At 38.4% G+C, this 11,486-nt stretch carries 12 protein-coding genes; 6 read left to right on the plus strand and 6 right to left on the minus strand.

Features of this window, described 5'->3' with window-relative positions:
* Positions 1–332 precede the first annotated feature (332 nt).
* Positions 333–671, plus strand: a complete 339-nt coding sequence (locus OWO01_RS14230) for a hypothetical protein (RefSeq protein ID WP_268781132.1) — start codon at positions 333–335, stop codon at positions 669–671.
* A gap of 221 nt (positions 672–892) precedes the next feature.
* Here OWO01_RS14230 and OWO01_RS14235 read toward each other — a convergent pair whose 3' ends face one another.
* Positions 893–1,987, minus strand: a complete 1,095-nt coding sequence (locus OWO01_RS14235) for a mechanosensitive ion channel family protein (RefSeq protein WP_268781133.1) — start codon at positions 1,985–1,987, stop codon at positions 893–895.
* Positions 1,988–2,244: 257 nt separating this feature from the next.
* Positions 2,245–2,895: a PAQR family membrane homeostasis protein TrhA gene (gene trhA, locus OWO01_RS14240; RefSeq protein WP_268781134.1), complete on the minus strand. Its 651-nt coding sequence runs from the start codon at positions 2,893–2,895 to the stop codon at positions 2,245–2,247.
* A gap of 288 nt (positions 2,896–3,183) precedes the next feature.
* Here trhA and OWO01_RS14245 point away from each other — a divergent pair, with 288 nt between their 5' ends.
* Positions 3,184–3,786, plus strand: a complete 603-nt coding sequence (locus OWO01_RS14245) for a DUF1836 domain-containing protein (RefSeq protein WP_268781135.1) — start codon at positions 3,184–3,186, stop codon at positions 3,784–3,786.
* A gap of 41 nt (positions 3,787–3,827) precedes the next feature.
* Here OWO01_RS14245 and OWO01_RS14250 read toward each other — a convergent pair whose 3' ends face one another.
* The 3 genes from OWO01_RS14250 to OWO01_RS14260 form a co-directional block, all read right to left on the minus strand.
* Positions 3,828–4,064, minus strand: a complete 237-nt coding sequence (locus tag OWO01_RS14250) for a hypothetical protein (RefSeq protein ID WP_268781136.1) — start codon at positions 4,062–4,064, stop codon at positions 3,828–3,830.
* A gap of 154 nt (positions 4,065–4,218) precedes the next feature.
* Positions 4,219–5,037, minus strand: coding sequence for a DUF2268 domain-containing putative Zn-dependent protease (locus OWO01_RS14255; RefSeq protein WP_268781137.1), 819 nt, complete (start codon positions 5,035–5,037; stop codon positions 4,219–4,221).
* Positions 5,024–5,752: a class I SAM-dependent methyltransferase gene (locus tag OWO01_RS14260; RefSeq protein ID WP_268781138.1), complete on the minus strand. Its 729-nt coding sequence runs from the start codon at positions 5,750–5,752 to the stop codon at positions 5,024–5,026. The genes OWO01_RS14255 and OWO01_RS14260 overlap by 14 nt, the downstream gene beginning before the upstream one ends.
* A 174-nt stretch (positions 5,753–5,926) precedes the next feature.
* On the opposite strand from OWO01_RS14260, the gene OWO01_RS14265 reads away from it, so the two are divergent.
* From OWO01_RS14265 to OWO01_RS14280, 4 genes are all read left to right on the plus strand, one after another.
* On the plus strand, positions 5,927–6,424 hold the full coding sequence (locus OWO01_RS14265) for an Lrp/AsnC family transcriptional regulator (protein WP_268781139.1): 498 nt from the start codon (positions 5,927–5,929) through the stop codon (positions 6,422–6,424).
* The gene (locus OWO01_RS14270) at positions 6,421–7,593 is read left to right on the plus strand and encodes an aminotransferase (RefSeq protein WP_268781140.1); all 1,173 of its coding nucleotides are present in this window, start codon (positions 6,421–6,423) and stop codon (positions 7,591–7,593) included. The genes OWO01_RS14265 and OWO01_RS14270 overlap by 4 nt, the downstream gene beginning before the upstream one ends.
* A 257-nt stretch (positions 7,594–7,850) precedes the next feature.
* Positions 7,851–9,521, plus strand: a complete 1,671-nt coding sequence (locus tag OWO01_RS14275) for a formate--tetrahydrofolate ligase (RefSeq protein ID WP_268781141.1) — start codon at positions 7,851–7,853, stop codon at positions 9,519–9,521.
* Positions 9,522–9,897: 376 nt separating this feature from the next.
* Entirely contained in the window at positions 9,898–11,055 is a 1,158-nt protein-coding gene (locus OWO01_RS14280; RefSeq protein WP_268781142.1) for a family 43 glycosylhydrolase, read from the plus strand.
* 91 nt (positions 11,056–11,146) lie between these two features.
* Here OWO01_RS14280 and OWO01_RS14285 read toward each other — a convergent pair whose 3' ends face one another.
* The gene (locus tag OWO01_RS14285) at positions 11,147–11,434 is read right to left on the minus strand and encodes a HesB/YadR/YfhF family protein (RefSeq protein WP_268781143.1); all 288 of its coding nucleotides are present in this window, start codon (positions 11,432–11,434) and stop codon (positions 11,147–11,149) included.
* Between the last annotated feature and the right edge of the window lie 52 nt (positions 11,435–11,486).

Raw genomic sequence — 11,486 nt, forward strand, 5'->3', positions numbered from 1 at the left:
CGAATGCCTGGATCGTAAATCAACAGCCCGTTTAACAGAGCAAATATTTAAAAAAGGAATAAATTTGTTTTCACTATACATGTGATGATTTGGAAAATAATTTAATTATGTGTGAAAATTATCTACTCCATACTTGATCTTTCTATAGTTTATCCTTAGCTTGACGGCTATGCGCTAGCACCCCGAATGGTTCAAGGGCATTTAGGGCTAACAATCAGTGGGGGAATACCTAAAAAACCCCACTGATTGAAGTTTCACTTTATTGTTTGATATCACGAAAATGGGGAACATTTTAAATAAGGAAGAAGAAAATATAATAAAGGAGAGATATTATGTTTAAGCCAATAACAGTTTATGTGAAAAATGAAAATGATGCGGAGGATTTAAAAGCAAAATTAAAGAGGTTTAAAACAAATGACTTGCTAGTTGATCAGATTCAAGATAAGGACGACTTAGATTTAATCGCGCCACCACCGCCACATGAAGGGCATGACGGTGTGTATGCTAACATATCTCCTCAAGTACCCATTTATGGTGATTCAGAAGAAATTTTGGAGAATGAGGAACGAAACTCGATTTTAACTGGAGAAGTTGCAGATGAAGACTTTCAAGAGGCATTAAATGTAATAAGAGAAGAAGGTGGCTATATAGACAGGGGAACGATAGATTAAAAAAGTTTGACTAAAATGACCGTAGAAGATCTTCAATTATTGAATTAAAAAAGGATTCGATAACATTGTTGTGATCAAGTCAAATTTTGATCAGTGTGGGGGTGGGTTTTCCACCACCGCTTGTACACCCAAAAGCCTCTTGAATCCTTCGGGGTGCTAGCGTCCGTTACTCCGGGATAAAAATAGAACAGCCCCTTCCCATTTGGAAAGGGGATACTGTTCTATTTTTTCTTTACCTCAAATTGTGAATAAATAGTAGGGTCAACCGATCGAAGGTGTAGATCGCGTTGTGGAAATGGTATTTCGATTTGGTGCTCTTTCAGTATATGGTAAATTCGGAAATTTAGATTGGTTTTCACTTTTATAAGGTCACGAGCTTCTGAAACCCACAGAAATAACTCGAAATCAAGGGAAGAATCCCCGAAAGCTACAAAATGTACGACAGGTTCCGGATCAAGCAGTACGGTATCTGTTGCTGCTGCTTCGTCGTGAGCTACTTGAAGCAATAAACGGCGTACAAGCTCAGGATCTGACCCATAAGAAACGCCTATTGGTGTAATTAAGCGCATCATCGGATCTTGATAAGAGCGATTTACTACATGCTCTTCTAAAAAGTAAGAATTCGGTACAATAATGTGTTCATTATTTACCGAACGAATAACAGTAGCGCGCATATTAATTTGTTCCACATCTCCAATTATTTGATCAACAATGATCCGATCTCCGACTTTGATTGGACGCTCGAATAACAGAATGATCCCTGCAACAAAGTTAGCAGTAAGCCCTTGTAATCCAAAACCAATACCGACACCGAGTACGCTAGCGAAGACGGTAAACGCACTTAAATCAATTCCTACCGTGGAAATACTCACGATTATAGCAATGACCATAATAATATAGTGAAATACTCTGTTGAATGTGAATTGTACCCCAGTATCTAATTGATAGCGTTCATATATTTTCGGCATAAATAACTGCGTAGTGAACTTAGATAGGTGATGTGCAAAGGATATAATAAAGAATGAAATGATCAGCAAGAGAATAGTAATCTCGATTTCTCCTATCGTTAAGAGAGGCCTCGTCATCCAACCGGTTTCACCATAATATAGAATAATAAAAATAATGATTGTGTAAAAGACAATCCAATCTACGGTATAACGAATCTGTTTTCTTTGACTGACTGTTCCTTTTGCGCGTTTTCGAAAAATATAAATGAGAGCAAAACGAAGGAAAAGAATCGAAAGGAACATAATTCCAATAAAAACTACTTCTTGAAAACCGTCGTATTGACGAGCAGACTCGATAAAAGATTGCAACGAAATCCCTCCCTTTTTCTTTATAGGTTGGTGTGAAAAGTTAAATATATTGTAGCATACTACGCTTCACAGGTACTAGGTTCTATTTGCTTTCTGTAAGACCCCACTGATTGAAGTTTTACTTTATCACAAGAGAATGGCCTTTTTGTGAATGAAAAAACAGACGATCATAGTTGGTCGTCTGTCATTCGATGAATAGGAAGTCGTCCTGAAGTCTTGTTATCAACGGCCTTCACATTTAGGAGGTTTAACTAGGATTAAACCAAAACATAAAAATATACGCTAATGAAGTGGGCTAGAGATCCGAGAAGAATGAAAATATGGAAGATTTCGTGGAACCCAAGATATTTCGATTCTAACCATTTTGGTTTCGTACCGTAGATCACCCCTCCAATCGTATAAATAACCCCGCCGGTGATGAGAAGAACTAAGCCAGTCGTTTCGATGCTAGAATTTAGTGGAGCTGCAACGAAAATAATCATCCAACCCATGATAATATAGAGTGCGGTCGATAACCAACGAGGACAATGAAACCAAATCATTTTAAAAAGCACACCGCAAATCGCGGTAATCCAAATTACTGCAAATAAACTCCAACCAACTGGTCCTCTTAACGTTATTAGGCAATAAGGAGTATATGTACCGGCGATCAAAACAAAAATCATCGAATGATCTAATTTTCGTAACCATGCAATCACTTCCGCTCGCGCAATGACCATATGATAAGTAGCAGAAGATGCATAAAGTAACATCATACTTACCCCAAAAACAATCACAGAAAAGATAGCGAGAGGAGTACCAATGACGATCGATGCTCTAATCACCATTGCTAATAGGCCAATAAAGGCTAAAATGGTGCCAGCTAAATGTGTAAAGCCGTTCATTGGTTCTCGAATATAATTATGCATGATAAATTCCTCCGATCCATATAGTTTTCAATACTACGTATCATGGTACTATTGTTTTTTATCTCCGTCAAGATTTACCTTACTTGAAGTTTCCGCTATACTGAAAGTAATAAAGTGAAACTTCAATCAGTGGGGGGGTTAGATATTCCCCCCACTAATTGTTAGTTGAACCATTCGGGGTGCTAGCGTCCGTTACTCCCACTTAAACCACTTGCTTTTCTCGTTGTTTTGAAGTGGGAGTCTTGCGGACAGTTGCTCCGGGATAATTTTGGGAATTGAGGGTTTGCGATGGATAATTTACAAGAGATCATTGCATCAATGAGTTTAGATAAAAAAATCAATCGATCGGATATTCCAACAATTGATTTATACATGGATCAAGTGACACAGTTATTTGAACGAACGTACCAGGATTGTAAACGCAATGAAACGGATAAAGTGTTAACCAAAACGATGATTAACAATTATGCAAAAGGGAAATTAATGTTTCCGATTCGAAATAAAAAATATACCGAAGAACATATCATGTTGATTCAATTTATTTATCAATTAAAAGGTGCACTTTCCATCAATGATGTTCGAATTCTATTAACGAAATTAAATGCACACATAGAAGCTGAATCTGATGATATCAATTTGCAAGAAATATATGATCAATATGCGAAATTAATGGAGAATCAACCCGTTGACTTTACTAAAGCAGTCCAAACCCTTGCTGATAAAGTAGAACAGGCGACGGAAGTAGTGGATAGTAAAGAAGCGCAGTATATCGAACAACTTTTTATGATCACTTCGTTGGTTAATTACAGCAATATGTATCGGAAACTTGCGGAGAAGCTTGTTGATGGTTTGTATCCAAATCCTAATCAAAATAAGAAAGAAGAGAAATAGGCAGAAATGTAATTCTGCCTATTTTCATAAATGTTTTTCTTCTAGATAAAGAACCATGGAAGGAAAGCTAACGTTCCGATTGCACCGAGGGCGATCCCTAAACCAAATCCAAGACCCCAAAAGCCATAACCATAACCAGCGTGACCGCCAATCGGCTCTAAATAAACGTGTGTCTGTGTTACTCTTCGAATAAATCCGCGATACTCTTTTCCGTCAACGGTTCTAACGCAAACTGGCCGACCTATATTTTCACAACACACCTTGTAGTACCTTGACATAGGATAACTCCTTTCTACTAAATTACGAGTATTAAGCTATAACTCAAAAAGTTAACACCTCTCCAGGTAATTTAGCACTTAATGAGCACTCACTATAGGGTATGTCAACAATGGAAGCCTGTAGAGGGTATTTGCCATGCTTTTCAGAGATCTTTTAAAAATAATGATCGAGAAAAAAACACTCAGTGGGTTGTTTCATTAGCTCTACCAGTTTCGTTTTTTCAGGAGTGTATTGGCTGTCAATGAGAAAGTAGCCAACAATATAACCAGTTAATTTAGGTACCTCATCATTGCCATAGACGAGAGCGTGATGATTCGGATTGTTTTTGGATAAGTGGAGATTTGGTTCCATCCATCTTTTCCAAAGTATTTGAGCGTCCTCGAACGAGCTATTACGTATTTGCTTGGATAGAAATTCAGTTCCTAATCGTTGACGAACAGCCACTTCCGCTACCCCCTCTAGAACAAGTGTATCCATCAATGTATAAGAATCTGGCTGTCTATTTAAGTGATGCAATCGAAAAGCGTGACTATATTCATGTGTTAATAATGCTCTTAATTGATCTTTTGAGGTGTTTTTTCCAATGAAGAGGATTACTTTATCTGGAAAGCTCAATCCAGAGACCCCGTTAAATTCTTCGATTAATTGCATGTTTGTATGATCTGATGGTAATGGGATAATGGGAACATCAGGCCCGTTCCATTCAGATTGTAATTCGGTAAAACATTGTTCTGTCATTTGCCAAAAGTCATGGTCAATAAAAGTGTCGATTGCCTCGTGATTCCAACTATTTGGAATGAATAACCCGTGGCTTAATAGTAGCCATTGGAGATTGACTCGGTCCTCTGAAGAGAAATAGGGAAGAATAGCATCTATGATTGTATCTTCCTGAACGAGCAAATTCTCATCGAATGTTTGTTTTTTATTGGCAAGATATTGCTCCAACCAATCTTTTGTGTCAATTACCGACATGTTGACGAATCCTTTTCGGTGTCTTTTGACAATAGTAAATACGTGAACCTAGAACATCTCGATATTTTTCGGTTAATTGATAATGCCTTGCCATGATATCGAAATATACAGGATCAATCGTTTGGTGGATATCTGAATCTAGCACGCCTTCGGTTTCTGGAGCGAATGACAGTGAATCGAGTAAAGTGAAACCAGCACGCTCAATTGCTTCTCTCCATTCAGGTTCTGTGTAAATGGAGGATAAGCCATAAAATGAGGTTAATTCTTGCTTAGCTTCCGGTGATAAAGGCATAGTAGCGGTCATTTCCAGTAAGCACAATATTCCATTCTCACGAAGTACCCGAGCATATTCTTTTAAAGCTACGGGTATGTGGGCAAAGGATGTTACCGATTCAGAAATAATACAATCAATCGTTTCTTCGTCTATAGGTAATGCTTCTACGTTTCCGGTCTTTAATTCTACATTCGTAGTGTTCGCTAACTTTTGTTTCGCTTTTGTTATCATCTTCGGATCATAATCAATGCCAATGATTTTGCCTGTTGTTTGTTCACTTATATATTGAACCGTTCTTCCTGTTCCGCAGCCGACATCTAATATGGACTGGTGGGGGTGTTTTTCCACCTGTTGAAACATTTCTTTGGTAACGGCTAATCCTCCGGGGTGAGCACTGCCAATATTAAATGCGGCAATCATATCTGTATAGGAAACTGTCATCTGTTTTCCTCCTTCGTTTATATCATTCCTTTCTTAGTCTATGCAGGGTGATGATCGTGTGGGATTGTAAAGAGGATGATATAGCTATTTACCTTGTGCTCACTTTGTAGTACGATAAACTATAATTTCTAAATAATCTTAAAACTTAATTTATTAGAAAAGTAGGTGGGCAATTTGGATGAAAAAGAAATGGAGCTACTAAGAATTTTAGAAAAAAATGGTAGGTTAGATACAGAAACAATTGCTAGTATGATAGAGGTTAAAGAAGAAGAAGTTAAAAAAATGATTGAAAAGCTAGAACAAGAATGTGCAATTCTCGGCTACTCTACGCTAATTAATTGGGCGAAGGTACTAACACATCAGGGTGTAACTGCGATGATTGAAGTGAAAGTAACCCCTACACGAGGAGTTGGTTTTGATCATGTAGCGGAACGAATTTATCGTTTTCCTGAAGTGAAGGCACTCTACTTAATGAGTGGTGCTTATGATTTATCGATTACGGTTGAAGGTCAGACGATGATGGAGATCAGTCGATTTGTTTCAGATAAATTATCAACGTTAGAATCTGTTGTTTCTACAACTACTCATTTTGTGTTGAAAAAATATAAGCACGATGGCGTGATCTTTCAAGATAAAGATGATGATGATAAACGAATGATGGTGACACCATGAGTACGTACGAAAAAAACTATATCGCCGATCATGTTAACGAATTAAAACCTTCGGGGATACGTAAATTTTTTGATTTAGCCTCCAAAATGGAAAATGTTATTTCTCTAGGGGTTGGTGAACCAGACTTTGTCACGCCTTGGAATGTAATCGAAGCGAGCTACCATTCTTTAGAGCGAGGATATACGGCATACACAGCGAATGCTGGCTTATGGGAATTAAGAAAAGAGCTGAGTGTATTCCTTGAAGCTAATTATCAAGTAGCCTATAATCCAGAAGATCAGTTGCTTGTAACGGTTGGGGCAAGTCAAGCCATTGATTTGGCTTGCCGAGCGATTTTAAATCCAGGGGATGAAGTGATTGTTATTGAACCTAGCTTTGTCTCTTATGTCCCAACGATTCGTTTGGCAGGAGGAGTTCCGGTAATTGTAGAAGCAACGGAAGAACATGCCTTTAAAGTACAGGCTGAACAGATTGAAAAAGCTATTACATCCAAAACAAAAGCTTTACTGATTTGTAGCCCTAACAATCCTACTGGAGCTGTGCTGAGCAAGGAAGAAATGGAACAAATAAGTGAAGTTGCTAAAGCACACGATTTGATCGTATTTTCAGACGAAATCTATGCCGATTTAATTTACGATGAAGCATTTACGAGTTTTGCCTCGATCCCTGGCATGATCGAAAGAACAATTTTGATCTCAGGTTTCTCTAAAGCATTTGCGATGACTGGTTGGCGTTTAGGCTATGCTGCTGGACCGAAATCAATTGTGGAAGCAATGACAAAAATACATCAATATACAATAATGTGTGCGTCTACGATGGCTCAACATGGCGCGTTAGAAGCGTTGAGAAATGGTAAAGGCAGTGTGTTAGAAATGAAAACGAGTTATCGTCAACGTCGGAATTATGTGGTGAAGGCATTACAGGAGATGGGCTTGTCTTGCCACCTGCCAGGGGGAGCATTTTATGTTTTTCCATCAATCAAATCGACTGGCCTTGATTCAGAGGCATTTGCAGAAGCTCTACTGGAAGACCAACGCGTAGCTGTTGTCCCTGGTAATGTTTTTGGAGAAAGTGGAGAAGGTTACATTCGTTGTTCTTACGCAACATCGATGAAACAGTTAACAGAAGCAATGAAGAGAATGCGCCGTTTTATGGAAAAGTTAAAATAAGCAACATGAAGAAGGTGTTCCTGACATGGTTAAGGAGCGCCTTTTTTCTATGGTTATTACCTATATGTAGTTTTGGAATTATTATGTTCAGTGTTTTCAATTAAAGAGCAACTTCTGCATAGTTTAATTATTATTAAAAAAAAGAAAATCTACTGAAACAAGAAGCGTTACATAAGAAAACATGTTATAATACGAATGATTTAACTACTAATAGATAAAAACGTACGACAATTATTTAGCGGGGGGCGTTCTAGAAAATGCAGACAGATATTGAGATTGCGAGCCAAGTAAAGATGAAACCAATCGAAGAAATCGCTAAGATATTAGGGTTAAAAGAAGATGAATGGGAACCATACGGAAAGTATAAAGCAAAACTTTCACTTGCCAGTATGGATCGTTTGAAAGAACGTGAAGACGGAAAGTTAATCTTAGTCACATCGATTAATCCAACTCCAGCCGGAGAGGGAAAATCTACAGTGACTGTGGGGTTAGGACAAGCGTTACATAAAATGGGAAAAAAATCTGTGATCGCATTGCGCGAACCTTCTTTAGGTCCAACGATGGGAATAAAAGGTGGTGCCACAGGTGGTGGTTATTCACAGGTAGTTCCAATGGAAGATATTAATTTGCATTTTACTGGTGATATTCATGCAATCACTACTGCGAATAATGCATTATCGGCATTTATTGATAATCATATTTTTCAAGGAAATGAATGTGGAATTGATGCACGCCGAATTGTTTGGAAACGGGTAGTTGATTTGAATGATCGTGCATTACGTCAAGTAATTGTTGGTTTAGGTGGAGTGAAACAAGGAGTTCCGAGAGAAGATGGGTTTAATATAACGGTAGCATCAGAGATCATGGCAATTTTTTGCTTAGCAAAAGATTTACAAGATATGCGTACTCGTTTGAGCAAAATAGTAGTTGGTTATACAGGAGATGGTAGTCCAGTAACCGTAGCTGATCTCGGTGTAGAGGGTGCGCTAACATTACTTTTGAAAGATGCGCTTATGCCGAATTTAGTTCAAACAGTAGAGCATACGCCTGCAATTATCCACGGAGGTCCGTTCGCGAATATCGCACATGGTTGTAACAGTTTAATTGCGACGAAAATGGCTAGTAAACTTGGCGACTATGCAGTTACAGAAGCGGGATTTGGAGCGGATTTAGGAGCGGAAAAGTTTTTAAATATTAAAGCAAGAATGGGTGAACTCGATCCGAAGGTGGTTGTGATTGTCGCGACAATCAGGGCTTTAAAGATGCACGGTGGAGTGCCACAGACTGATTTAAAAGAAGAAAATATTCAAGCATTACACGAAGGAATGGCCAACTTAGAGAAGCATATCGAGACGATTCAGTCTTTTGGATTGCCATTTGTTGTAGCCATCAATCGGTTTGTAACGGATACAGATCAAGAAGTAAACGCATTGAAAACGTGGTGCAGTGAACGAGGGGTTAAAGTTGCTTTGACAGAAGTGTGGGAACATGGTGGTGCAGGAGGAATGGAACTTGCTAATCAAGTAGTGGCGTTAGCTGAACAAGATAGTAGTTCCTTTCAGCCGTTATATCATGTGAAGGATACAATTCAAGACAAGATTGCTTGTATAGCAAAAAAAGTGTACGGAGCGAAAAATGTGAATTATACAGCGCTCGCTAAGCAACAAATCGAAGAGATAGAAGCGAATGGTTGGTCTGATTTACCCGTCTGTATGGCGAAAACACAGTATTCTTTGTCAGACGATCCGAAAAAATTAGGTCGACCAGTTGATTTTACGTTGACGGTTAGCGAATTTCGACCATCTATTGGAGCGGGTTTCTTAGTAGCTTTAACCGGAGACGTGTTAACCATGCCAGGGCTATCTAAACAACCAGCAGCGTTGAAGATGGATGTAGATGATCATGGAAGAGCTATAGGATTATTTTAGTTTTTATCCTGGAGCAACCGTCCGTAAGACGCCCGCTTCAAAACAACGAGAAAAGCAAGTGGTTTAAGTGGGAGTAACGAACGTTAGCACCTCGAATGGTTTAAAGGCCTTTAGGTCATCCTTTAGGGCTAACAATTAGTGGGGGAATAGTTAAAAACCCTCACTGATTGAAGTCTCACTTTATGCGAATATGTTAATTCTATTGGGGTCAGGGTCTTTCAGTAGGACTACTAGTGTCAGTTAATCATTATAATGGAAAAGAAAATCCCTTTTTCGTAATTCATCCGTACAGGTGAATAAAAATTGCGAAAAAGGGATTACTTATATGCACCTTTTTGATATAATAGATCCAGAAAAGTTAGAAAGGATGAAACAAATGAAAATCATTCATATACCAACGTTAAAGTTAGAAGTGAAAGCAGGAGAAAAACCGGATCTTCCCGAAACGGTTGAAGTGCAGTTAGACAATGGTTTAAAAGCTGATTACCCAATAGTATGGGATAATGTAAGCGCTGCTGATTTTGGAGTAGGTGAAGAAATAGAAGTGCAGGGGAAATTGAAAGTGAAAACATATCCTAAACCCTTCATTGAGCAACGTGCAGATCCGTACTTATATAAACATACGGATGGATATTATTATTTTACAGGTTCTTATCCGCTGTATGATCGGATTGTATTGCGGCGTGCAAAAACTCTAGATCAATTACCGGAAGCAGAAGAGGTTGTTGTTTGGGAACGTCATGAAAGTGGCGTCATGTCAGAACATATCTGGGCACCAGAACTACATTTTATCGATGGTAAATGGTATATTCATTTTGCTGCTGGTGAACGAGAAGATGTATGGGCGATTCGGCCATACGTATTAGAATGTGCAGCCGCCAATCCATTAACAGGGGATTGGGTTGAAAAAGGACAAGTGAACACAGAATTCCAAAGTTTCTCTTTAGATGCTACAACTTTTGAAAACAAGGGAAAACGATACTTAGTGTGGGCGCAAAAGGTAGAAAATGATACAATTTCTAACCTGTATATCGGAGAAATGGAAAACCCATGGACGATTAAGAATCAAGTGCTTTTATCAACTCCAGAGTATAACTGGGAAAACAGTGTGTTTTTTGTAAATGAAGGTGCCGCTGCTATAAAAAATAATGGAAAAGTATTTATTGCTTTCTCGGCGAATGCAACGGATCATACGTATGCAGTAGGTTACCTATCTGCAGATGAGGATAGTGACTTATTGGATCCCAAGTCATGGTATAAAACTCCAGAACCAGTTTTTGTTACGAGTGAAGAAACAGAAGAGTACGGACCTGGTCATAATAGCTTTAGTGTAGATGAAGATGGATTCGATTTATTAGTTTATCATGCTCGTCCATACAAAGAGATTAAGGGTAATTCTTTATATGACCATAACCGTCATGCGCGAATTCAACGGTTGTTTTGGAATGAAGATGGCACACCATTTTTCGGGGTTCCTGGTGACCAAGTAGAACCAACAGATGAAAAAGTAATTGCGAAAATTCGTATAAAGTAAAAAGAACAACAAAAAGCACATTTCTAAGGAATGTGCTTTTTCAGTTTACGGTGTTTTAGGCACGGTTAATCTTATGCCCTGTTAGTGACGTTTACTCAACAATGAATTCAATTTCATCTTTTTTTCGTGAATATTTAACTTGTAAGTCACGTTCATCAAAATACCATGCATCTTTCTTCTCCACAAAAAAAGTAATTCCATTCATCTCTGTCTTTGAATAAGGTTCGAAAGGCACATCATTTCTAGACAAACCTAGTGAAAATCCGGATTGCGCTCCTTGACCACCATATCGAACAAAAAAGCGAATAGAATCTCCATTCGTTACATCCATTTCTTCTGTAAGCCATTTAAATGCTGGCTGTGTAATCGATATTTCCATGGGAACAGCCTCCTTTTTTCTAATCTAACTATAACAAAAACAATCATCAAGA

The sequence above is a fragment of the Natronobacillus azotifigens genome, from assembly GCF_026805325.1.
GTDB classification, from domain to species: Bacteria; Bacillota; Bacilli; order Bacillales; family Amphibacillaceae; genus Natronobacillus; species Natronobacillus azotifigens.

What these genes read in the sequence shown, in the direction of transcription:
- OWO01_RS14230 (WP_268781132.1), top strand. Translation starts at nt 333, where the DNA reads ATGTTTAAGCCAATAACAGTTTATGTGAAAAATGAAAATGATGCGGAG.
- trhA (WP_268781134.1), bottom strand. Translation starts at nt 2,895, where the DNA reads ATGCATAATTATATTCGAGAACCAATGAACGGCTTTACACATTTAGCT.
- OWO01_RS14245 (WP_268781135.1), top strand. Translation starts at nt 3,184, where the DNA reads ATGGATAATTTACAAGAGATCATTGCATCAATGAGTTTAGATAAAAAA.
- OWO01_RS14250 (WP_268781136.1), bottom strand. Translation starts at nt 4,064, where the DNA reads ATGTCAAGGTACTACAAGGTGTGTTGTGAAAATATAGGTCGGCCAGTT.
- OWO01_RS14255 (WP_268781137.1), bottom strand. Translation starts at nt 5,037, where the DNA reads ATGTCGGTAATTGACACAAAAGATTGGTTGGAGCAATATCTTGCCAAT.
- OWO01_RS14260 (WP_268781138.1), bottom strand. Translation starts at nt 5,752, where the DNA reads ATGACAGTTTCCTATACAGATATGATTGCCGCATTTAATATTGGCAGT.
- OWO01_RS14270 (WP_268781140.1), top strand. Translation starts at nt 6,421, where the DNA reads ATGAGTACGTACGAAAAAAACTATATCGCCGATCATGTTAACGAATTA.
- OWO01_RS14275 (WP_268781141.1), top strand. Translation starts at nt 7,851, where the DNA reads ATGCAGACAGATATTGAGATTGCGAGCCAAGTAAAGATGAAACCAATC.
- OWO01_RS14280 (WP_268781142.1), top strand. Translation starts at nt 9,898, where the DNA reads ATGAAAATCATTCATATACCAACGTTAAAGTTAGAAGTGAAAGCAGGA.
- OWO01_RS14285 (WP_268781143.1), bottom strand. Translation starts at nt 11,434, where the DNA reads ATGGAAATATCGATTACACAGCCAGCATTTAAATGGCTTACAGAAGAA.